Source organism: Paenibacillus sp. GCM10028914, from assembly GCF_042666275.1.
In the GTDB taxonomy this organism is placed as follows: domain Bacteria; phylum Bacillota; class Bacilli; order Paenibacillales; family Paenibacillaceae; genus Paenibacillus_AQ.
Genome location: NZ_JBHTFO010000004.1, coordinates 184,065 through 206,292, shown reverse-complemented (window position 1 = coordinate 206,292; position 22,228 = coordinate 184,065). Strand labels below are relative to the sequence as shown.

The following is a 22,228-nucleotide window of genomic DNA, read 5'->3' as shown; positions in this document are numbered from 1 at the left end:
GATTCCTTCTACATCCTATGTTGAGAAACTCGATCATGACATAAGATTTTATTGCGAGATCAGAATGCTCATCACTCTCACTAGCTGCTCAACATCTCTAATCTCATAAATAAATACACAAGCACAAGGCTCGTGTATTTATTCGCAGCTTATTTATACACTTCCCATCCGTTTAACCCACCCGAAAGAAGCAGTTGTCTACCTTCATCCAGACTCACATTAGCGATAAGATCAAGAATGGACAGGTTTGAAACAAATTTCCCTTTGCTTTGTGGATACTCAGGACACTTCCAGTTTTGAACGATAATACTCACGTTACGATTACGGAAGTGCTCCATGTCTACATATTGTTCGAAACCCTTGCCCCCACCAACATAATGAGTTCCTTCCAATTGATATACAATTTCTGCTATGCGTTCAGATGCTTTCATGTTCATAACCAGATCTGTCGAGCTAACCACTTCTCCTTGCCACCCTAACTTTCGAAGCATCCGAGTCGTAAACTGTTCACAAAATAGCGTGAAACTAGAATCCATTTGCCGATGATAATCGATATACTCTACAGCAGAAGACCAAAGTGTATCAAAATAGGGGCTTTTTCCATATGCGTGACTGAGTGCTGATTTAAATTTGGCTATCCAGTCTTCATGATATGCTATGGAAGCTGCATTGATTTTTACTCGATTCCCGCCAAGTACAGGTATGATAAAGTTGTGCTCATGGCCATTTATTTTCAAAGGGATACGAGTTTGCCCTACCTTCCTGTTTAGCTGGACATCGTCAAGCACAACCCAAACATCACTGTTCATAATACGATTGAAATAATGAAGAGGGGGGAAAACATTAGGTTGATAAATGCATATTTTCTTTAGCATCGCTTCCTCTCCTCCGTCATGGTACATCAGGTAAATGAACTGGCAAACAAGAAAATTTATTTTTCAAAATAAATCAATGCATAGCTTATACCATATCTGTCCTTGAAATGGTCATCGAATATCTGCACATCTGTTCTTCCAATTTGCTTGAAATGATGAGTCATATAGGATTTGTCAGCGATCTGAGCACCAAGCTTCTGTGTAAAGGGCAGGGATAATTTATGATCTAAACGGATAATGCCAGTCAGTGTTTTAAACTGCGGCATATTGTTCCACTCCTTAAAAAGCTGAAGCATAAGTCTTCTGCCTATATTGTCTCCTGGGTGTTTGGGGTGCACAGCTATCCGATTCACATGACTAACACCCGGGATCGGTTCTGAGCAAATCATAAAAGCAACAAGTTTGCCCAAGTCCTCCTTCACTACACCAAAGCTTATATCAAATTTTCCCGGCACATCTAAAAGAAACTGGCTCTCCCCCCACTCTTCTGTTGAATATAAGTGTCCTCTCTTTAAATAAACAAGATGCTCGAGCTCAAGCAAATCCGATAAATAGCGCTGCATATTGTTCTTATCTAACTTAATAATTGACAATCCTTTTTCCAACATTTTAACTCCCGCTCCTAACAGGTGCTTCTTTTGTCAAAGCATGATTATAAATATCTAGCACCTCACCCGTCATTTTCTTAAGCGAAAATTGTGTTCCCCCCCACTGTTTGGCTTCTCTGCTCAATTGTTTTTTCATCTTTGGTTTTTCCAGAAGTTTTTTCATTTCTCTGTGGAGACTGCCACTGTCGTTCGGAGGAACCAGCAGACCATTTTGAGAGTGTTCTATCATTTCCGTAATTCCACCAACCTCGGAACCAATAATGGCTTTTCCTGCAACGAATGCTTCTACTAGCGAGTATGGGTAATTATCCTGCAGGCTTGGAATTACAAAGATATCGGCCTGTTTTAGAAGAGCCGGAATATCACTGCGCATCCCTAAAAATTCGACGGAATTACCTAACCCGAGCTTCTTAGCTTGTTTCTTTAATTTGCTTTCATTCTTTCCTCTTCCTACAATCCAACAAACCCAATCACTGCGCTTCTTTTTCAACCGTGCTAATGATTCAAGCAATACCTGTTGTCCCTTCACTTTCTCTAGACGTCCGGTGCAGATAATGACGGTTTTTCCAGAAGGACTTTGAATTCTCGTCTTCTGATCCATCTGACGTTGAAAAGCTTCAACATCAATTCCATTCGTAATCACTTTCATGTTATTCGTCGAGATTTTGCATTTTTTGTACACATTCAAAAGCCACTGTGAAGGTAAGATTGTTGCATTACATTGTTGAATAACTTGTGATTCGAAAGTCGATAAGATGTTCCATCCGATAGAGTTCGGTTTAATGAAACCGTTATAATAGTATTCGGCTGTAACACAGCCATGCAACGTAAGAAACAGAGGGGTAGCACGAGGCTTATAGAGCTTTAAAATACTGGCTGAGATAATTTCCTGAGCGTGAATAACCTGATATTGCGATAAATCTACCATTTGAACAGCATCAAAAAACTTTATAGCCTCTTCCTTTATATCGCTTAAATACTTCAACGCCTGAATTCCAATCCAACTGGATGAGAGTAATTGTGATTTCCGTCCAGACTTTCTTCGTTTTAGCAGAGATTGTTTATTCCCTTTCGTAAGGTAGTATTCATCATGATGTCTTGCTAAAATATCTACAGTGTGACCTTGCTGTTCTAGCCCTGTCTTCAGCTCATGCATATACTTTCCGAGTCCACCTCTTGGAGGATATGCATATATAGTAGCCAGCAGTATTTTCACAGATTATCCCTTCTCTCTATTAAAGTCTGGTATATCCTATGCCAGTCTTCTATTCTTTGAAGGGTATACTTGACTCATTTATTTGAGAACAGGTCATTATTGGACGCTATTTCTTCACAATAAAAAAACCCTCGCAAATTTGCGGGGGTTAAAGACTATGACATACGAAGAAACGCTAATCCGTTTCATATTTTTCCCAAATATTTTTAATTTTATCTAAATAAACCTGCAGCAGCTTCGCTTCTTTTTTGCCAGTTACTGCCCAGTTCAGTTGAAGGTATAAGCCTTTTTCAAGTATTTTTTTAAAGTATGCCTTCTCATATAGTTCCATAGGATCTGTATGAAAAATAACTCCGTTCTTCCTCATCTCATTTGCATACAAGTGAACACAGCGTTCAGTTATTGCTTCTTCTTCGCTACTCCACTCTTGACGATACGCCAAAAAAACGCCAATCAAATTGACGAGATCAAACCAGCAGGGTGCAAATTTTGCACCTTCCCAATCGATAAACTTAATACTCCATTCATTCTTGTTCACATTGGGGCAGACAATGTTTTGTGTGTGCAAATCCCCATGGATTATACAGCATCCCGATAGCCTAACCTGTGGGAAATACTCTTCGTCTCTCTCCATAATTTTAAGTAACAAAGAATAATATGGTTCGATTATCGTATTTAAATCATGATTCTTCATCGCTTCATCGAGATAATAAAGCGTGGACTCTCTTAGACTCTTTCTCTCCTCACGTGCTTCCTTAGAATCGTATCGTGGCAGCCAATCTGAGAATAACTTTTCCTGTTCAATAAACCGTTCATTCATTGTAGACGCATGCAGCCTTGCCAGAGTTGGGATGATCTTGTCAAAGTGATCAGGATGAAATTGCACCCTCCCTTTAAGAGGTTTGATATACTCCATGAACACCCATAAGTCATGACCATTTATATTTCTTTTGCTCAAATAAACTTCTGGCATAAAAGGCTTCAACCATTTAATTGCTTTAATATACATGTTTTTCTCAACGGTACTTTCGGGACGCTCGTCTTTAAGTTCTTTTGAAATTTTCAGTATGACAGGGAGTCTCTTCGAATCCGCTGCAATAACCAGCTTCCAAATACTGCTCTTATATGAGTCTTTCAAACATTCCATTCTTCGATGTTTTAATCTTATTTCCTTATCCGAGAAGAACTGAAACGATTTAGAAAGGTCCATTTTACGCCATGTTCCTCGAATGAATCGCTTGTCTATTTTTTTGGTCCTTCCCATAAGTTCTCACCCCATTCCTTAATGATTGTTGCTCACTGTGAAGATAAAGCAGAAAAACGCCCATCTTCATATCCTTGGGCAAAACCAACTTTAAATTCCTCATTGTACGCTTGTTCATGACCTTGATGAAAGGTCGGGGAGCTCTCCGGTGGGATAAACCGTTTTCGCGAAGCTCCCTGTCTATTTTTGTAGCGTCCATGACTATTGTGATGTTTGCGTCGACCTGATTTTTTAGCATAACGCCGCTTACCCGTAGGCATACTACGCCCTAAGCCTGATGATGAACCGCTCTTGCCTCTCATAACGAATACCCCTTTACTTCCAAGCTCCTATCTTCTGGATTATACTGACACATAGGGTTTAACCATGGAGAGTGAGGTATTCCCTGCTTAGTGCGATTTAGCTGTATACCTGTCAGCATCTCGACCATCACAGACTGGTAATCATTAAGCACTCGGATATTCTCCGCAAGTTTACGTGTAGTTACATCGGAATGCTCAGTTATCTCCGCGATATTTCCTAATATTCCAGCCAAGGCTTCCTGACTCTTGGCTATCGATGAGATGACTGCGATTTTAGCTGCGCGTTCTCGGTATATCTGGGCTTTCATCAATCCTGAACTCCGAAATCGAACCCGTCAAATCCCATTCCCATTCCCATTCTGTCAGCATTCTGATCATCAGAGCTTCCCAATACAATGCGCAGATTACGACACAAGCCAGAACCCATCTTTGTTAAACCCTCTATTTGCTCTACAATTTGCTCATGAATAGATAACGAATCTTTCAACTCGCCATCTGGACCCCTATATTGATTCAATACCCATTGAGATACTTTCTCTGCCTCAACGGCCTTACCTTGCAGAATAAGATACGTGTTACGTTGAATTACAACGGATGCATCCAGAATTCGCATGAAAGATTCCTCTTTGCTCACGTACATTCCTCCTATTCCAACTGACGCTTGATTCTTTATTCTTTATTCTTCTCCTTGCTCATTAGCCTTCAGTTCTTTCATAGCGATTTCCAAACTATCAGCCACGGTTTGCTGCAAATCTGCCATCGAGTTTAAATAAGCTACGATACTCCCGTTTACTTGTTCCACCTGTCCTCCTGATGAATTTTTGTCTTCAGAAGGTTGTTGAAGTTGATGGTTAGGTAATGAATCTATAATTTGTGTCATACGAACTGCTGCATGACGCTGAGCTTCTAAGATTCGCGCTATCTGTTGCTGAGAGTGCGAAATATGCTCTAACATATCGTTGATTTTATTTTCCAAATTGTGACGCTCCCTCATTTTTTTAATCAGCATATGCGGGGATAGACTTCTCGGTGCATCCGCCATAGCAACCTATTAACGCTTCAATTTAGCTAATACTATCGAAATCTTCCATTATTATTCTGTTTTCCTGTGGAATCCTCGCTAACCATTCACTTAAACACTCCTTCAAAGTAGGGACATCTTCACTCCAAAGACCAATGTCCGCTAACAGCTCCGTTCTGAACAGGAGACAGCAAGCATGAAGTCGAGAGTTAATATCCTTCATCCATGTGGTATTAGCATATATAGCGTTAATTGAAGCTTCACTGTCTAATTCCACCATTAAATCTTCAATCCAATTGTCTTTGTTCGGTGAACCCCCTGCCAATAGGATTATTTTCTTACCATTTGCAACAAGAGCAGCCTTATTCAATACACTGATAATTCCTTCATCATTCCTAGCCAAAATATGTCTTACAATTCCGGTTCGCTGAATTATATATTGCCTTGTTGTCTCTGAAGATCCGGCATCAGCAACAAGAAGTTCATAAGGATGCGGGGTTAAGGCTTCAATTTTCTGAATTGTATCGATAATGCTTTCATTTGGAGAGTGAGCAAGTACAATGATACTAGTCCCATCAAATGAACGCTGACTATCTTCCTTTCCAAATCTAAATCCTAAATCATAGCCAGCCTGGTACCCGGATTTATGACTCACATCATTCTCCACTTCACGAGTTGAAATAGAGAAACGCGACTTCAATCTCCTTCTTCTCATTGTAAATTCTCTCTCATGTGATTGGCCTCCTACACTTCTTATGTATGAGCTTAATTATCCTCGATCTCATATACTACGAAAGGATGGGGGAATGCATTTTCCTCCATCCTTTTTTATTTACTCAGACGTACCGCCAATAGCAATCCAAGACAGCCAGCCCTTCAATATGAAAGAGCCCTGAGTACGTGTAATTCCGATTATGGCTTCTTGCTGCCGCCGGGATTGAACATAAGCTTGAAACACCGGGTGATTGCACGTTGCAATCAGCACATATTGTTCATCTTCATAGGGAGACTGAAGTGGTACGGTAACATAAATTACATCCTGATCTTCAGAGAAGACAAAAGGCACATTTCCGAACTGTTGAAATAAATTCAATCCAGAAACCCCTTGAACCGGATTAAATGAAAGATGACAAGGCTGAATCGACTCAAGAGCTACCTTGGAAGATGTAACCGATTCATCTGACAAGTGGATACTGTGAACAGTATAATCCTCAATAGCCTCACTTCTAACACTTCGATGTTGAAGATGCGAAGCGCTAATGATGTTATCCGCCAAGTGTTCAGTCGCGTCACACTCTGAACCTGCCAAGCTGTCTGATGTTCCCCTTACGGCCAATAGTTTAAGATGATCAACATACCGCCGGAAAGGTCCTCTCCCTCTCCTTCGGGTGATCCTTCTTGCTTTGTTCACAGGCGGCTCTCTCCTCTGCTTTCATTCGTTATGTCATCCTATTCCGTAGCATCGGCTACTGCCACACCCTTATATATTTTGCATCAACAAAGCCCATCGCTCCGCCGTATGATCCCACCTGAAATGCTTACGTACCGATTCACGTGCTGCCATCCCCATTTGTAGTCGAAGATCCTCATTCTCTAACAGCTCATTAATCCGCTCTATCAATCCAGCTGAAAGGTTTCCCGGTGGTATCAAGAATCCGTTCGCTCCATTATTCACTATTTCCGGAATACCTCCTGCACTAGAAGCGATAACGGGAATCCCCGTAGCCATAGCTTCCACATTAACCAATCCAAAAGCTTCTCTAGTTGAAGAAGGTACAACCACAATGTCAGCAAGTGCATACCAATCAGCAATATTAGGGTATGGGACGAATGGAAGAAAAGTTACAAATGACTGATAAGGTTTAGCCGCTTTTTTCAATTCTCTGACATATGGTGTTTCTCTATCCGACCCATAAGAAGCACTGCCAATGATCAAAAATAAGACCTCTGGGTGTTTAGCAACGATTTGAGGTACAGCCTCCATCAAGTGATGAATCCCCTTATCCCGAATCAAACGACCAGCAAACAGCACAATTCGGCGTCCGTTCCATCCAAAGTGGGTAAGTTTTGCCTCTTTAAGTGCTTTAGCCATCGGGTTAAAAGAAGGTGAAAAGTGTTCCAAACTTACTCCGAGATGATTAATGAATATCTTATCTTTTAAAGAAGGATGATAGGATACAATGTCCTCATATAGAAAACGACTGTTCACTATAATTTGATCCATCATGCTTGCAATTTTTCCGAAACGTTGTCTGTTCATATAGGGTGAATTTATAAATGTATTTGAATGTAAATTAAGTACAACCTTTACACCTTGGAGTTGCATTTTGAGTCGCTGCGCCAAGAGTGGTCTATTGTGAATTTCTGCGACATCCGGTCTCCAGCGGGAAAGTCTTCGCAACAAGGAAGGATAATACGATGCCCCGGGTGGCAATCGAAAACAGGGAACCCCTTTAATGCTTCCTTTAGGTGGGAGGCCTTTTCCCACGACTCCATATATTCGAATATCCATCTTCTCCTGCACCAAGGGAACGGTCTGCTCCACGACTCGCTCAACGGAGCTGCTCCTTCCTGATGGAATAACAAAAGACCCCGGTGTGATTACCGCAACCTTCCGTAAATTCATAACTCCACATCCTTCTCGCATCATTCTTCAGCATATACCGATAGAGGGGCTATTGGTGACTATTATATGGAATATAGAATAGGCCACTCCTATACGACATCCGTCCATCCAAGCCCTCTCCATTTCGCATAAGCTGTGTGGAACAGATATATTCATGAATTGTTGTGACAAGGAGGATGACCATGCAACCGGAATATGTCGGCATCTTGCTCAATGACAGAACGTATCGCGGTATTCCTAATGGAAAAACCGGTACAGAGTCTTTGCATAATTATGAAGAAGCAGCCGAAATGTACGGACTGGTTCCTTGTTTCTTTCGATTGCAGGATCTATCCCTAGATACGTGTACGGTTGCTGGTTATATCTTAACCCCCTCGGGCTATACTCGAACAACTCTGCCAATTCCTCGTGTTATACACAACCGCGCCATATATCATAATAAAAAGGCTCTTGATATGATTAAGCAGCTCATAACAGCTGGTATTTTTATCTACAATGGCAGTACACGTTATGGCAAAGATAGCGTTCATCTCATGCTCGTAGAGGATCCGTTCATGCAGTCTGCACTTCCTCATACACTCCGTGCGAAAGCCGCAACAATCCGCTCAATGCTTCGGCAGCATGGAGACCTTGTTCTGAAACCATGCCGTGGGAGTGTTGGACTCGGTATGATGCGGTTGCGCCAAGGAACATATTGTGATTATTTTACGTATTCACGATCATCTCCTTCGGCTAGAGGCTGGAGAACACAGCATATATCCAAAGGGAAACTTCCAGCACTTTTGTTAAGAAGAATCCGTTCCGTACCATTCCTCACTCAGCAGCGTATTCCGCTAGCTGAATATATGGGTAGACCTTATGACATTCGCGTCACCGTGCAACGCGGACTGTGTGGCCACTGGGAGGTAAGCGGAATGTTCGCCAAGACGTCTCCTGCACGCACTTTTGTCTCGAATATCGCTCAAGGTGGATCCGCTTATCCTGTTGAGGATATATTCTGCCGTTCTTTCCCGGATACCCCACCCGAGATACTCGTCGAACGAACTGCACAGTTCGTTATTCAAACCGCTTGTTCACTATCCAAGCATATGCCTTATTCTGCGGACTTTGGAATGGATGTCGCCATTACTGCTGAAGGTAAATTGTTCTTTATTGAAGCGAATGGATGTGACCAGCGCTATGGATTCCGAGAAGCAGGAATGGTGGAGACGTGGAAAGAAACCTACCGAAAACCAATGGCTTTTGCACGTTATTTATTCAATACGGGTAGTTGGCCCACACATTAATTCTCAACATGAAAACAGCGATTCCCGTTAAGGAATCGCTGTTCTCTGCTTGTTATATGTTACATTTCTGACTCAAGTTCCCGGTCACCACTTTGAATCTCTGCCTTCTCAGCACTTTGCTTGTATACCGCCGCTAGCACTTTTTCATATGCACTCTCGAAATGATCGGGTAAGGCCATCTTCAAATCATCCATTAAAGGCAAGAACTTGTACAAAGCCTGAACCTCTTCCTCTGTTAACCCTAATGGATACATTGCAAAGTGGCCAATAAATGTATATCCCCGGCCACGACCTTGATGGGTAATCGGTATGTGCATTGCACTTAGAGCATCCATATCCCGGTATATGGTTCTTTCACTAGTTCCACAACGCTCTGCAAGTTCTCTAGCTAGTATTCCAGGCCTCGCTTGCACAAGCGTAATAATTCTCATTAGTCGTATCAGTCGGTCTGTCATATGCATTTCTCCCTATCCATCTAGTAAATTAGACTTATATAACAAGACTTAATAATAGTGAATTCGACCTTTACGCCTATATTCCTTCTTTATAAACCATTTATTTAGAACTATATTGCACATTTCACATCATCATTAAGTGAGTCAAAAGTCCTTTGTCAAAATGGACAACATGCAAAAGACATTATCCAACCGCAACTGCTCCATAAGTGTTAATAAATGTGTCACTCAAGTTATATAAAATTTCAGCTTCTTGTAAATAGTCAATGTCCTCCAACCGAATAGCTAGTAACAGCATCTCATCTGCTCGGCGTCGAATCATTTCTCCCCCCCGTTCAGAATAGCCTCGCTCAAACGCTATTAGAGCATTCTCAAGCACCTCTGAATTCTGAAGAATCTTTATACATTTCTCTACACGAGGATTCACTTTTCTAAATAATAAGGCTGTGTGGTTGCTGAACTGAAGTGAAATCGTATGTGAAGGCAAAATAATTTCTCTGTGTGATGAATCCTTAAATGTCCATAACGCCGTAACCATAGGGTGTACACCAGAAGAGCACGGAGCAAAATCAAAACCCAGAACAATTTGTCTGTCATCCTCTTCATATAAAGAGCCAAGGCCTATTGTATAATTGAATTCATTTAATATTTCAACCCTGCATCCGTACAACGCACTCAGCTTAGCTCCCATCCCCAACTGAAGATGTAGTTGGACTTGCTCAGCAATACGTTTAGATTTCGGAATATGTTTTTTCGGCCTTGCGGTAGATCCTCGCCATTCCACCAGCAAGTAGACCTGATTAGCACCGCTTGCAGCTACATGGTTACTACACCATGTAAATTCCGTATACAAGCCCGACTGCAAAACACCCACCTCTTTCCTATTCTTCTATTAATGTACCAATATGGACGGACAGCTTTCTGTCATGGAAACGTATGTTCCCGTAATATTTTCGACAAAAACGTATATATCCTCCATAAAAAGATACTTTTGCTCTTTTTTTACCTCTCATTCTCAAATATTACGAAGAAGATCTAAGATCTTGCGGGATGCCTTCTTTTTCTGTTATTAGTCGCTACGGGTACGAATCACGGATCTGAATCCCTAAACTGCTGGCTGACCTAATAATACGAAACCGCCCTTTGGTAGAATGGAAGTGCTGAGCCACCATATACATAGGAGCGGTTTTATTTGTTAAGCTCTGTCTACTTTGGACATTGGTCTAGACGCTACGCGATTAGACAAATAAAAAAACGATACCCCCAATAATCAGAGTATCGCTGTTCCATCTTTTTTTGTTCCGAAACGAAAGGACTATCCATTCGTACAATGAATGAGATAGTCCTTTTCTTCTTATGAAGTTTAGCTGACGCCCGTTCCTACCATTCTATTCTGACCGTTCATCGCATCCGAAACTCTGGTAACCGGTGCATAAGTTACTTTATCAATTAGTAGGCCATTACCTACCGGCTTTCCATTTACTGTGACCATAATCTTTTTAACATTACATTGTTCCATCTTCGTCTTCTCCTTTATACATCATATCATTATTAGTATATTTGCTTGAATATAGGGTTGTTATGGGTAATAAAGTCCGTGTGTAATGCGCTTTCTCACATACATTACCCTGCTTAGCGAGTAGTTAAACGTTAGATCAATAATGTATTAACTTGACGAAAATTGTCATGTATACTATTTTCAAATCGATAGATTTCTTGAAGGCGGTGACTCAGTGGACAAACGTAGATATTCCTTAAGAACAAAAACCACTTTTCTTACACTATTTCTCTTAACTAGCACGATACTCTTCCACGAAAATGAGCGTACCGCTCATGCAGGTTTCTTCAATGATATTTATGATAATTTTCAGCAATTCACGGAATTACCGGATGAAATAGACGAATTAAAAAATAGTTACCAAAAAGCTCTCGAAGATCTGGAACGTGCCCGAATCGATACGGAAATGTATCAGAAGCAAAATGCTGAGCTCGCTGAGCAAAACCGTCAGCTTACGAGTATGTTGGAACAGATGAAGGTAGATGAGGCTGAAAAAGCCCGGAAATCAGAACGCATAAAGACGGTTATAGTTACTGCTATAGCACTCTTAGCCGGATACTTTTTATTAACACGCATCCTCCGCTTTGGAATGCGTCGTCGCACCAACCGTTTCTGATATTTGTTGATACTGCCTGTCTCATAAGGAGGAACTTTTATGATCATTCGAATGGAGGATAGTTACGCCAGCGGTTCCGGTCAAGCTGTCACATTTTCGCTTCAAAAAGGAGATACTGCTCATATTTTACATCCAGAACAAATTGTTGCTTATCGTGGCTCGTCCCATAATCGCGTCGATCGGTTTATGAATGTGAAAGGAATCTTCCGAAAAAACAAATTGATCCGGGCAGACATCAGTGGGCCAAGCCAGTTTACCGCAGCTCTCCCCCATGGTTTTAATATGAGAGAAATTCAGTTAACGAACAACCAGGATATGTTGTATGACTTTAGACATGTGTTTTTTTATACCAAAGGAGTACACATGCAGACACGCATACTAAAAATAAAAAATATGTTCATTACACGAGATGCCATCAAAATGAAATTCAGCGGAGAAGGAAGCATTGGCATATTAACACAAGGCCCGGTCTGTGAGGCAAAACTGCATCCTACAGAACCATTGTATGTGGATGCTGGAAGCATCATAGCATACCCCGAGAATGCCAATCTTGAATTGACTGTATACGGAAACAATCTGGCGAGCCAGCATATGAATTACCATTGGAAACTAACAGGCGACGGGTTTGTCTTATTCCAAGCAGGAAGGCAGAATCAGCGGCTTGAACGAGAAATGAATGACGAGGGGATCATAAAACGGTTTTTAAGGGAAGTAATCCCGTTTGGCAGTGTATTTATCAAATGAAACCATCGTGTTATAATGGACTTTATATGGTTAGAACAATGGTTAATTACAGCCGATAATAATAGAATACAATCCATGCATGACGCATGGGAGAGGTTCGTGAACTCCCTCTATAAAAAACTATACAGCCCTTATTCCTTGTGATAAGGCTTGTTTTTTTACGGATTCAGTTCAGAACTTCTCTTTCTTCAGGACAGCTATATGCTGCCTGCAATCATTTTGAAGAATGAGGGGTTTTTTTTATGCTTAAAAATGAAAAAGCAGTTGTCGTATTCAGCGGCGGGCAAGACAGTACGACCTGTCTGTTGTGGGCTAAGAAACAGTTCGCCGAGGTTGAAACCGTAACTTTTGATTACGGTCAGCGCCATAAATATGAGATCGAGGTTGCAGCGCAAATCGCTCAAGAACAAGGAGTTAAGCAAACCGTACTTGATATGAGCCTCTTGAACCAACTTGCGCCGAACGCACTAACACGCAGTGATATGGATATTTCAGAAGGTGAAAATGGTGTTCCGAATACATTTGTGGACGGACGCAATCACTTGTTCCTTAGTTTTGCAGCTGTGCTTGCTAAGCAAAAGGGTGCAAGACACCTAGTTACTGGAGTATGTGAAACCGATTTTAGCGGTTATCCCGACTGCAGAGACAGTTTTATCAAATCGCTCAATGTAACACTGAATTTAGCGATGGATTATCCATTTGTCATCCATACCCCATTGATGTGGTTAGATAAAGCTGAAACTTGGGAGATGGCTGATCAGATGGGGGCACTTGATTATGTTCGTCAGAACACACTAACCTGTTATAACGGGATCAAGGGTGATGGTTGCGGTGAGTGCCCTGCCTGCCAGCTTAGAAAAGCCGGATTGGATAAATATTTAAGCCGCCGGACTGCGAATGTTAAAGGAGGAGATCAGTAATGACCCGTCAACCCGGAGCTTTCCGCATAGTAGACCAACTACAGAAACTGGGTGAGGATATCGATGCTGGAAGTCTTCGCTATCACCGTAAACGAGTGCTCGTTTCTAAGGAATTCACTTTTGATGCTGCCCATCATTTACATGCCTACGAAGGAAAATGCAAAAATCTGCATGGACATACGTATAAAGTTGTATTCGGAATCAGCGGTAAACCTGATGAAGTTGGTATCACCGTAGACTTTGGTCAAATAAAGGAGATCTGGAAATCGGAAATTGAACCTTTTCTAGATCACCGTTATTTGAATGAAACACTGCCTCCGATGAATACAACAGCTGAAAATATGGTCGTTTGGCTATATGAACAAATGGAACGTGCTTTAACAGAACAGGAAGCCTTTATACAGCAAGAAACAAGAACCGAATTCGTACGCCTGTTCGAGACACCTACGAGCTATGCTGAAGTTAGACGGGAGTGGATGGAAAATGAGTAAGAGTGCAGCCTTTACTCCTACTGTGTTCTCTTCAGGCAGTTCAGTAGGCACAAGCGTTATAGACCGACCTATACCCGTCATGGAAATCTTCGGACCGACCGTGCAGGGTGAAGGTATGGTCATTGGTCGTAAAACGATGTTCGTCCGTACTGCTGGCTGCGACTACCGCTGTTCATGGTGCGATTCTGCGTTTACATGGGATGGGAGTGGGGCCGATTCCATTTCCCGGATGAGTCCCAATGAAATTTGGCAGGAGTTGGTGCGTCTCGGGGGCGACCGATTCGATCATGTTACGCTTTCTGGAGGTAATCCCGCTCTTCTATCTCAGCTAGGTGGGCTCGTTGATATGCTCCATTGCCATGGCATCACCGTGGCAGTTGAGACACAGGGCTCCCGGTGGCAAGACTGGCTAATTGATATCGATGAAGTGACGATATCACCGAAGCCTCCAAGCTCAGGCATGGATACAGATTGGAATAAACTTGATGATATCATCTCACGATTATCAGGACGCGCACCTGGACGGTCCTTCAGTCTAAAAGTAGTGGTCTTCGACGATCTTGACCTTTCATACGCAGAAACGGTGCATGAAAGATATCCAAATGTACCTTTTTATATACAAACAGGGAATCCAGATGTGAACACATCTGAGGCCTCATCACATATTTCAGGACTGCTCGAACGCTATGAGAATTTGATTGACAAAGTTATGAAATCTGATCGGTTAAACGATGTCCGAGTACTCCCACAGCTTCATACTTTGGTGTGGAGCAACAAGCGAGGCGTATAGCTAACCAAGGCAGCAATAATAAGTTAAAGGAGTTAATAATTATGAGTGGAAGACAACGCGATGAATTGGAAGATATCACATTGCTAGGTAATCAGGGTACAAAATATCAATTCGAATATGACCCAGAAATACTTGAAAGCTTTGACAACAAGCATCCGTACCGTGATTATTTTGTTAAATTCAACTGTCCGGAGTTTACCAGTCTGTGCCCAATTACAGGTCAACCTGACTTTGCAACCATCTACATCAGCTACATCCCGGATATTAAAATGGTTGAAAGTAAATCGCTAAAACTGTATCTGTTCAGCTTTAGAAACCATGGAGATTTCCACGAAGATTGCGTCAATATCATCATGAACGATCTGATTAAACTGATGGATCCTCGTTATATTGAAGTCTGGGGTAAATTCACACCACGGGGCGGTATTTCCATCGACCCATACTGCAACTATGGACGCCCAGGTACCAAGTACGAAGAGATGGCAACCCAGCGTCTCATAAACCATGATCTGTACCCTGAAAAAGTAGATAATCGCTAAAATCATAAACCGGAGCATGCCTAATGGGCAGCTCCGGTTTTCTATTACAGGGGAATATCCGTTTCCCGTAAACGTTGATTAATTCTGCGCTTCTTGTATAGCATCTTTCCGGTTTCAGCGACATCTCCGATTGTGCCTTTATTGCTAATGGAACCAAAGATAATACCAGCTATCGGAATCAGCTGAAATAGTTTTTTCATGCCAAAACTGTCAGTGTAGGACTGAACCACTTCGCGCCAACCTTGCAGCTGAGAGAATACTTGATCCGATTTCTCCACATCATCAAATACAGCAAGCTCCTCCAACACAGCTTTTTTGCCAACAATATCGGCAGATGAGAATTGCAGACATTTGACAATAAACACACGCTCCCTGGGATTATCCGGATCATAGCCATAACATAGAGCCATTTCCTGCAGTACTTTCAAGGATTGCCCTAGTACTAAAGGAATATCAGCGGCTATTGTAAAAATCCCTCCAATTCCGGTTGCAGCTCCTTGAGCAGCAGCAAATTTCACACGTTTAGTAGTGATACCATCTGCTGCAGCGTCCATGACATGAATCGGAAGCTTGGATGCCTCGTCTAAGGTCAGCATCTCTTCTGAATCATGTTCATGACGATCATTCACAGTTCCTTCTTCTTTGCCACTGCCAGCAGTTTCAGCTTCAAGTGAGTCTTTTAGCCCCTCGGCTCCACGCGCTGCTGTCCCAGCCAGCACGAACATGACGGATTTTTTCCTTACCAGATATTTTCCTCCAGATTGGATGAAGCTACCGATCTCATTCAGTGCTTCCCCTACATTATCGCGGACAATTTTCGGAGTTAACCGATCTAGAAGCATAAACGGAATTCTACCTATTTTTTCCCATAAAAAGATGTCTTTTTGTTCCTTTTCCCATTTTAATATTGTTTCTAGCTGGGACTCTAAATATTCCCTTGATTCTATACCATCCATGCTCTCTCTCCCCCTTGTCCTCTATGAAGATTATACGCACAAGTTTAGAGAATGACGCAGCTTTTATTTCAAGAGGAACTTAAAAAAGCCACCTTAAAAGGTGGCTTCTTATAACAACTATATTATTTTCCTAGAAAAGCACTGAACATCCAGTTTTGTTTCTCCAACTCCGTCTTGATACCGATCATCAAGTCAGCTGTTGGATCGTCACCATGCTCACCAGCAAGCTCAATTCCAGCACTCAATCCTTCAATAATAGTATTGAAATCCGAAACAAGTGCTTCAACCATCTGTTCTGCACTATTTTCACCAGTAGCTTCTTGTATAGTAGCAAGCTTCAGATACTCGGTCATCGTAGCAGCTGGCTTACCGCCAATAGCAAGTATACGTTCCGCAATCTCATCTACATAATCTGCAGCAAGATTGTATAGTTCCTCAAACTTAGCATGCAGTGTGAAGAACTGAGGGCCTTTTACAAACCAGTGATAATTGTGAAGTTTTACCCCCAGTAGGCTCCAGTTTGCCAATTGTGTATTCAATACGGAAGTCAGCTCGTTTGTTGTTTGCATTTCTGTAGTTACATTACTCATCATTGTGTACCCCTTCCCTAATGGGTTATATTTAGACTTAATCTAATTCCTTGTCTTAAGTATATCATATGGAACTCACATTGGCAAAAGAGTTCAGGGTTATTTCGATGAAGTTATGATGAAGATTTTGAGCTGTTTTTATACTTAAATCTTATGTTTGGTTTCTGAAACATGCAGTTACATATATCATACCCTTAATTGCGGACGGAGTCAGGGGTAGATAAACCGAGAATTGATTTCATCTGTTTCCGCTTGGTTTTAGGACTCATCACATATAAGGTATCCCCTAATTCAATGATTGTATTCCCTTTTGGTGTAATGATCCGCTCCCCACGAATGATCGCTGTAAATAAAATATCATCCGGTAAATTCAAGTTCTGAATTTCTTTGTCGATAATGGGCATGTTTTTTTGAACTCGTATATGCGTAATTTCAGAGTTTACTTTACCTAAAGCAAATAACTCCAGCAAAGAAGGTGCCTCCGGTTTATCTTTCTCAACAAGTCTCAGCTTCATAGCCAGCGGCGAGATGGTCGTCCCTTGTATAATAGCTGAGGTAAACACGACAAAGAATACAACATTGAAAAACATTTGTCCTCCCTCAATCCCCGCAATAAGCGGATAAGTAGCGAGTACGATTGGTACCGCGCCGCGCAGGCCCGCCCAAGCAATCATCATCTTCTCACGGAATGCAAATTTAGTGAACATTAGACTTAGTAACACACCAATCGGACGAGCTACAAACATAAGGAGCAGGGATAGCAATAGTCCTTGCCAAGCAATTCCCGCTAGTTGATTTGGAAATACGAGCAAGCCCAGCAATACAAACATGGCAATCTGCATCATCCAAGCGAATCCCTGGTTAAATGAAAGAATAGTCCGTCGATAAGTTAATTCTGTATTCCCGAGCACCAGTGCCATCACATATACTGCCAACAGACCACTGCAATGAAGCAGTGCAGCAACTCCATAAGTCATTATTGCAAAACCAAGAGCCATTACAGGATAGAGGCCAGATGAATCAAAATTGATGCGATTGATGATATACACAGCTAAAAAGCCAACTAAAAGTCCTACAACGAGGCCTAGGCCCATTTCCATAACAAATGATAGAATCATCCTAATAATGCTATGATCCGGTGTTTGAATCCATTCGATTAACGAGACTGTCAGAAAAACAGCCATAGGATCGTTACTGCCGGACTCCGCTTCTAGTGTAGTCGTTATTCTCTGTTTAATATTCTGTCCCCCTAGGACAGAAAAAACAGCAGCCGCATCGGTCGATCCAACAATAGCACCGATCAGCAAACCTTGTTCAAGCGGAATATTTAGAATGAAAGTAGCACACAAGCCTATCACAATCGTTGTAACAAGTACCCCAATCGTGGCCAGCGATAGAGCAGGGCCGAGAACAGGTCTAATTTCTTTGAACTCGGTCTGCATTCCTCCTTGAAATAGAATCACAATAAGAGCAAAAATCCCGACAAGTTGTGTGATCTCCGCATCATCATAATAAATATAACGACTTAGGATCATACCTATAGCAATAAACAGTACCAATGCAGGCATTCCAAATTTGGCTGAGAACTTGGTCGTCAACACACCCGTTAGCAACAGCATCGCTGACACCAAGATGACTAGATCCACAAAGTTTAACACGAGTTCATCCCTCCGACTTGATTACCTGCTATATTATTACCCTAAAATACCCGAGAAAGACGACATTAAATAGCTAGACATCATATAATATTTTTGCAAACGCTTACTAGTAATGTATAGGCAAGAACTTTATACTGATGTTATCTCCATTAAAAAGTGCATCTCCAAAAGGAGGAATACCGAGCAAATGAAAATAAGATTAATGGAAACGAATGCGTTAGAACAAGCAAAAAAACTAGCAGATCAGATCTTTCTTAAACAACCCGAACAGCCATCCATGGGAACCTCTTTTCCGTTAATATTCGAACCAGGTTCCACTCATTCGTATGGAGCTTTTGATGAAGAAGGTAATGTGACTGCATTTATGGGGTTAGTCCCATATACGATTCGTGCGGAAGCTGCTAAGATCAGGGCTTTTTCCATTGGTTCTGTCTGTACAGCGCCCGAAAGCCGAGGTAAAGGTATAGCTGGAGAGCTGCTAAATCAATGTAAAGCACATGCTGAGCGCTCAGGTGCATCCCTCATTTTCATCTCAGGTGCTCGTTCTCTTTATACGCGTGCGGACTGCCGCCACTTCGGCCGAGCTGTGGAGCACCGTTTTAACCGAGAAGAAGCAATACAGATGGAGAGCAAGATTCAAACTATTTACCAGGTGCGCGAGATGAATCCTGAAGATATTTTTAAAATTCATGAATTGATTGAAAAACGTTCAGCTTCCTATGTAAGCTCTGTTTCCGAACTAGACAAGCTCCTTGGCGCCAGCGCCTTTTCGAATGTGCTCCGACTTGAGCAAAAAGTTCTGATTGCCGAGCAAAATGGAGATAGTGTGGCATTTGCCATCATTGGTGTGCCCGGGACAAAAATGACACCTTCAAGACCAGCAACACTTATGGAATGGGCCGGTGATGCTGAAGCTGCTGCAAGCATTTTAAGTCAAGCGGTCACCCGCTATGATTTACCAGAACTCATTATCCCTTTAGCCTGGCAGGATCGTGAACTGTCCACTTGGTTGGAATCCGCGGGATCTGAAGGCAAAAGCATAAGAAATTCTGGAACCGTTTATCTAGTCAACGGACGAGAGTTACTGCGACAAATCGCTCCTTTAATTCCTGAAGAAGCGTCGGGTATGTTACAAGCTGAAGGCGACCATGGTCCATATTTATATAAACAAGGTAGTGAAACAACTAGGCTTGATGATGAGGGCTTGTTATCACTTCTGTTTGATCCTGATTCCCCTTATCGGAATCCCCAGTCTCCTGAAGGCGACTCGGCTGATCAAGGATTTCAGCTACGTCCAATCCCGTTACCGTATACTGAAGGATTGCAATATATTTAGCGAGCGTGAATACAATCAAGATCAACAAAACCAGCCCTCTTAGAGGGCTGGTTTTGTTATGCAAATCATGAACGTTGAATCAAGCTGTCTTATTCCGTAGTTTTGTTCAAATTATTAATATTATTTATGCTTGAACTATCTCTATTACTCCGATCTCTTGGAGCAGCACCACCATTCCCAGCGCCATGTCCCTGATACAAATTAGGATCTTGCGCAGTCTGCTCCGTAGCAGCTGTTTCAGCACGGGAATCAAAATTCAATCCCTCACCTGTATAATCACCACCTTGATTATAACGGTGTTCATTTAATGTATTGTTACGGCGGAACGTATCATAAACATGATTGCTATGGTCATCATCAGTTTCCACCAATACAAGAATCCGGCCTTCCTCTACAAATTCATCATATTCCTTTGCCTCTTCCTCAGGGATCCCAAGTCCGATCAGGCCACCTACCAAACCACCTGCACCTGCTCCTACTGCAGCACCTGTCAAAGTTGCAGCAATTGGACCCGCTGCTACGATAGGGCCGATACCTGGAATAGCTAGTGCACCAAGACCAGCCAGTAGTCCAGTTACTCCGCCTAGGACACCACCAGTTGCAGCACCCGACGCCAAGCCTTCTGGAGCTTTCGTTCCTGTCTCATCATTAATTGTATTCACTTCATCCCGATCTTTCGCAATTACGGAGATGTCTTCTGTCCCGAAACCTTGTTGTTTCAAATCTTCAATTGCACGAGTAGCTTCCTGTTCTGTATTAAATGCTCCAACAATTTTCTGAGTCATATCGATTACCTCCTTGAATTATCGTTCATTGTTAGCGATGTGTTGTTTATAACACTTGCTCATCTCTAACTTAAACGCATGTCAGAATGATCAAACACCCACAAGATGATTCTCTTGAATTTGTCAAGAGTTTTTTTAGGAGACGTATCCCAGCATAATTCTGAAACCAGTTGTAAATATTTAACTAATCAGGGTTGTATGGTACTATAAGATAGCAAGATAGCATACCTGCGACCTTTAAAAATTTAATATCTAGAAAGGCTCGTGATGCCATGGATTGGTTCAAACCTTTTGAAAGTGATTTGTCAGAAGTTTTTGCGGAATGTGGAGATAAAATTTCTAATTTCCCTGCACCACTCAATGAAATAGGTCGAAAGTATATTCAAAAATTCGATGTGTTTCAGCAGGGAAGTGCTAAAAACTACATTTGTTATCTTCTTCCCTTTTGGATGAATGATCTGACATCTCTTTCTCAAGACATCTACCGCAAACTTTCAACCGCCAACATCTACGGAATGCTGTATTTCTTCATTCAAGATGATATTATGGACACCCATCCAGATGACTACACTCCCGGCATGTGGAAGCATCAGCTCGCACTAGCTAACCTACTACATACAGAATTCATAAGTATATACCTGCAGCTTTTCCAAGCTAATTCTCCTTTTTGGAACTATTTCAAAGACTATATTCAAGAATGGTCTGAAGGTGTCATGCACGAAAGTCAGCATGATTACTTTCAACATAACCCGATCCATATCGCTAAAAAAGCAGCTCCCGTTAAACTGGGAAGTACAGCTGCACTATTACTCGCAGACCGCCATGACCTCATTCCCGCCGCTGCTGACCTCATGAATAATGTTCTCCTCACGCTGCAAATGATGGACGATTGGGCCGATTACGAACAAGATTTATCAGATGGAAGTTATAATTGTCTTCTATCACTCATCAAGTCAGAGAATAATCTCCCGCGCAGTCATACGCTTACCACCGAAGAAGTTCATCGTGCTATATACCTTCATGAAGCACTCTCCCATTATGTGAACATCGCTTCTACTACTCATCAAAGACTTCTCAATTCAAGCTTGAACTCTCCTCATGTCATATCTTTTCATAAAACACTCGTAGACGAACTAAAATTGGAAGCTGAAAACATCGAAAATGGACGTAAAATGCTAGAGCACGGTGGATTACAATATTATTTGTCTATTTTAAGTAAAATTTAATAGATTTTATTGTAGTTCCATGTTATTCTTTTAGAGTAAATAATAACCATTTTTGAAAGGGTGATTCTAATGACGACAGAAGCCATCTTTCAAACACAATTGATTCAAAAAGCATGGGAGGATCCAAGCTTTAAGGCAAAATTGCTTAGCGATCCAAAATCCGCGATTAAAGAAGTTCTTGGCGTATGGATTCCCGATCACATCCAAGTAAGAACAGTTGAAGAACAGTCTAATGAGCTGTATCTAGTCATTCCACCGAATCCGTCCGGAGTGATCAAATCCGAAGCTAAGGAAAAAGCCATCTGGTAGTATCTACATAATGATGTAACGTAATTTACATTCACATATTATTCGCACACACAAAAA

28 protein-coding genes and 1 riboswitch are annotated in these 22,228 nt (G+C 41.8%); of the genes, 10 read left to right on the top strand and 18 right to left on the bottom strand.

The window, feature by feature from the left end; translation table 11 throughout:
• Nucleotides 1-149: 149 nt before the first annotated feature.
• The 11 genes from ACFQV5_RS03590 to ACFQV5_RS03540 form a co-directional block, all read right to left on the bottom strand.
• A complete protein-coding gene (locus tag ACFQV5_RS03590; RefSeq protein WP_379243737.1) occupies nt 150-875 on the bottom strand; it encodes a WbqC family protein in 726 nt (241 codons plus the stop codon).
• A 56-nt stretch (nt 876-931) separates the two neighbouring features.
• On the bottom strand, nt 932-1,483 hold the full coding sequence (locus ACFQV5_RS03585) for a GNAT family N-acetyltransferase (protein ID WP_379243735.1): 552 nt from the start codon (nt 1,481-1,483) through the stop codon (nt 932-934).
• Nucleotide 1,484: 1 nt separating this feature from the next.
• A complete protein-coding gene (locus ACFQV5_RS03580; RefSeq protein WP_379243733.1) occupies nt 1,485-2,699 on the bottom strand; it encodes a glycosyltransferase family 4 protein in 1,215 nt (404 codons plus the stop codon).
• 175 nt (nt 2,700-2,874) lie between these two features.
• Complete coding sequence (locus ACFQV5_RS03575) at nt 2,875-3,963, bottom strand: phosphotransferase (protein WP_379243731.1); 1,089 nt, start codon at nt 3,961-3,963, stop codon at nt 2,875-2,877.
• A gap of 32 nt (nt 3,964-3,995) precedes the next feature.
• Nucleotides 3,996-4,265, bottom strand: coding sequence for a hypothetical protein (locus ACFQV5_RS03570; RefSeq protein ID WP_379243729.1), 270 nt, complete (start codon nt 4,263-4,265; stop codon nt 3,996-3,998).
• Nucleotides 4,262-4,573, bottom strand: a complete 312-nt coding sequence (locus ACFQV5_RS03565; RefSeq protein WP_379243727.1) for a hypothetical protein — start codon at nt 4,571-4,573, stop codon at nt 4,262-4,264. The genes ACFQV5_RS03570 and ACFQV5_RS03565 overlap by 4 nt, the downstream gene beginning before the upstream one ends.
• The gene (locus ACFQV5_RS03560; RefSeq protein ID WP_379243725.1) at nt 4,573-4,905 is read right to left on the bottom strand and encodes an alpha-helical endospore appendage domain-containing protein; all 333 of its coding nucleotides are present in this window, start codon (nt 4,903-4,905) and stop codon (nt 4,573-4,575) included. The genes ACFQV5_RS03565 and ACFQV5_RS03560 overlap by 1 nt, the downstream gene beginning before the upstream one ends.
• Before the next feature lie 36 nt (nt 4,906-4,941).
• On the bottom strand, nt 4,942-5,274 hold the full coding sequence (locus ACFQV5_RS03555) for a nucleoside-diphosphate sugar epimerase (protein ID WP_379243723.1): 333 nt from the start codon (nt 5,272-5,274) through the stop codon (nt 4,942-4,944).
• A gap of 55 nt (nt 5,275-5,329) precedes the next feature.
• On the bottom strand, nt 5,330-6,001 hold the full coding sequence (locus tag ACFQV5_RS03550) for a glycosyltransferase family A protein (protein ID WP_379243721.1): 672 nt from the start codon (nt 5,999-6,001) through the stop codon (nt 5,330-5,332).
• Between the two features lie 117 nt (nt 6,002-6,118).
• Nucleotides 6,119-6,697 carry a WIAG-tail domain gene (locus ACFQV5_RS03545; protein ID WP_379243719.1) on the bottom strand — a complete coding sequence of 193 codons (579 nt, stop codon included), beginning with the start codon at nt 6,695-6,697 and terminating at the stop codon, nt 6,119-6,121.
• A gap of 69 nt (nt 6,698-6,766) precedes the next feature.
• Nucleotides 6,767-7,912, bottom strand: coding sequence for a glycosyltransferase family 4 protein (locus ACFQV5_RS03540; protein WP_379243717.1), 1,146 nt, complete (start codon nt 7,910-7,912; stop codon nt 6,767-6,769).
• Between the two features lie 182 nt (nt 7,913-8,094).
• Here ACFQV5_RS03540 and ACFQV5_RS03535 point away from each other — a divergent pair, with 182 nt between their 5' ends.
• Nucleotides 8,095-9,198: a YheC/YheD family endospore coat-associated protein gene (locus ACFQV5_RS03535; protein ID WP_379243715.1), complete on the top strand. Its 1,104-nt coding sequence runs from the start codon at nt 8,095-8,097 to the stop codon at nt 9,196-9,198.
• Nucleotides 9,199-9,257: 59 nt separating this feature from the next.
• Here the strand turns inward: ACFQV5_RS03535 and ACFQV5_RS03530 are convergent, their stop codons facing one another.
• The 3 genes from ACFQV5_RS03530 to ACFQV5_RS03520 form a co-directional block, all read right to left on the bottom strand.
• On the bottom strand, nt 9,258-9,653 hold the full coding sequence (locus tag ACFQV5_RS03530; RefSeq protein ID WP_379243712.1) for a helix-turn-helix transcriptional regulator: 396 nt from the start codon (nt 9,651-9,653) through the stop codon (nt 9,258-9,260).
• 184 nt (nt 9,654-9,837) lie between these two features.
• Nucleotides 9,838-10,527, bottom strand: coding sequence for a hypothetical protein (locus tag ACFQV5_RS03525; protein ID WP_379243710.1), 690 nt, complete (start codon nt 10,525-10,527; stop codon nt 9,838-9,840).
• Nucleotides 10,528-11,016: 489 nt separating this feature from the next.
• The gene (locus ACFQV5_RS03520) at nt 11,017-11,172 is read right to left on the bottom strand and encodes a hypothetical protein (RefSeq protein WP_379243708.1); all 156 of its coding nucleotides are present in this window, start codon (nt 11,170-11,172) and stop codon (nt 11,017-11,019) included.
• 214 nt (nt 11,173-11,386) lie between these two features.
• On the opposite strand from ACFQV5_RS03520, the gene ACFQV5_RS03515 reads away from it, so the two are divergent.
• From ACFQV5_RS03515 to queF, 6 genes are all read left to right on the top strand, one after another.
• Complete coding sequence (locus tag ACFQV5_RS03515; RefSeq protein ID WP_379243706.1) at nt 11,387-11,827, top strand: hypothetical protein; 441 nt, start codon at nt 11,387-11,389, stop codon at nt 11,825-11,827.
• Nucleotides 11,828-11,866: 39 nt separating this feature from the next.
• Nucleotides 11,867-12,571 (top strand): AIM24 family protein, encoded by a 705-nt coding sequence (locus ACFQV5_RS03510; protein ID WP_379243704.1) that lies wholly within the window; start codon nt 11,867-11,869, stop codon nt 12,569-12,571.
• A gap of 86 nt (nt 12,572-12,657) precedes the next feature.
• Nucleotides 12,658-12,701: riboswitch (PreQ1 riboswitch) on the top strand.
• A 112-nt stretch (nt 12,702-12,813) separates the two neighbouring features.
• Nucleotides 12,814-13,491, top strand: coding sequence for a 7-cyano-7-deazaguanine synthase QueC (queC, locus tag ACFQV5_RS03505; RefSeq protein ID WP_379243702.1), 678 nt, complete (start codon nt 12,814-12,816; stop codon nt 13,489-13,491).
• The gene (gene queD, locus ACFQV5_RS03500) at nt 13,491-13,982 is read left to right on the top strand and encodes a 6-carboxytetrahydropterin synthase QueD (RefSeq protein WP_379243700.1); all 492 of its coding nucleotides are present in this window, start codon (nt 13,491-13,493) and stop codon (nt 13,980-13,982) included. The genes queC and queD overlap by 1 nt, the downstream gene beginning before the upstream one ends.
• A 79-nt stretch (nt 13,983-14,061) precedes the next feature.
• Entirely contained in the window at nt 14,062-14,772 is a 711-nt protein-coding gene (gene queE / locus ACFQV5_RS03495; protein ID WP_379243958.1) for a 7-carboxy-7-deazaguanine synthase QueE, read from the top strand.
• A gap of 41 nt (nt 14,773-14,813) precedes the next feature.
• Nucleotides 14,814-15,311, top strand: a complete 498-nt coding sequence (queF, locus tag ACFQV5_RS03490; protein WP_379243698.1) for a preQ(1) synthase — start codon at nt 14,814-14,816, stop codon at nt 15,309-15,311.
• A gap of 44 nt (nt 15,312-15,355) precedes the next feature.
• Here the strand turns inward: queF and ACFQV5_RS03485 are convergent, their stop codons facing one another.
• The 3 genes from ACFQV5_RS03485 to ACFQV5_RS03475 all read right to left on the bottom strand — a co-directional run bounded on the left by ACFQV5_RS03485 (nt 15,356) and on the right by ACFQV5_RS03475 (nt 18,515).
• Nucleotides 15,356-16,267 carry an EcsC family protein gene (locus ACFQV5_RS03485; protein ID WP_379243696.1) on the bottom strand — a complete coding sequence of 304 codons (912 nt, stop codon included), beginning with the start codon at nt 16,265-16,267 and terminating at the stop codon, nt 15,356-15,358.
• 122 nt (nt 16,268-16,389) lie between these two features.
• Entirely contained in the window at nt 16,390-16,857 is a 468-nt protein-coding gene (locus ACFQV5_RS03480) for a Dps family protein (protein ID WP_379243956.1), read from the bottom strand.
• 194 nt (nt 16,858-17,051) lie between these two features.
• Complete coding sequence (locus ACFQV5_RS03475) at nt 17,052-18,515, bottom strand: potassium/proton antiporter (protein WP_379243694.1); 1,464 nt, start codon at nt 18,513-18,515, stop codon at nt 17,052-17,054.
• A 187-nt stretch (nt 18,516-18,702) separates the two neighbouring features.
• On the opposite strand from ACFQV5_RS03475, the gene ACFQV5_RS03470 reads away from it, so the two are divergent.
• On the top strand, nt 18,703-19,851 hold the full coding sequence (locus tag ACFQV5_RS03470) for a GNAT family N-acetyltransferase (protein WP_379243692.1): 1,149 nt from the start codon (nt 18,703-18,705) through the stop codon (nt 19,849-19,851).
• Between the two features lie 89 nt (nt 19,852-19,940).
• Here the strand turns inward: ACFQV5_RS03470 and ACFQV5_RS03465 are convergent, their stop codons facing one another.
• The gene (locus tag ACFQV5_RS03465; RefSeq protein ID WP_379243690.1) at nt 19,941-20,636 is read right to left on the bottom strand and encodes a general stress protein; all 696 of its coding nucleotides are present in this window, start codon (nt 20,634-20,636) and stop codon (nt 19,941-19,943) included.
• A gap of 272 nt (nt 20,637-20,908) precedes the next feature.
• Between ACFQV5_RS03465 and ACFQV5_RS03460 the strand changes: the two genes are divergently transcribed.
• Both ACFQV5_RS03460 and ACFQV5_RS03455 read left to right on the top strand, forming a co-directional pair.
• Nucleotides 20,909-21,862 (top strand): hypothetical protein, encoded by a 954-nt coding sequence (locus ACFQV5_RS03460; protein WP_379243688.1) that lies wholly within the window; start codon nt 20,909-20,911, stop codon nt 21,860-21,862.
• 69 nt (nt 21,863-21,931) lie between these two features.
• Nucleotides 21,932-22,171: an NHLP leader peptide family RiPP precursor gene (locus tag ACFQV5_RS03455; protein ID WP_379243686.1), complete on the top strand. Its 240-nt coding sequence runs from the start codon at nt 21,932-21,934 to the stop codon at nt 22,169-22,171.
• Nucleotides 22,172-22,228: the final 57 nt, after the last annotated feature.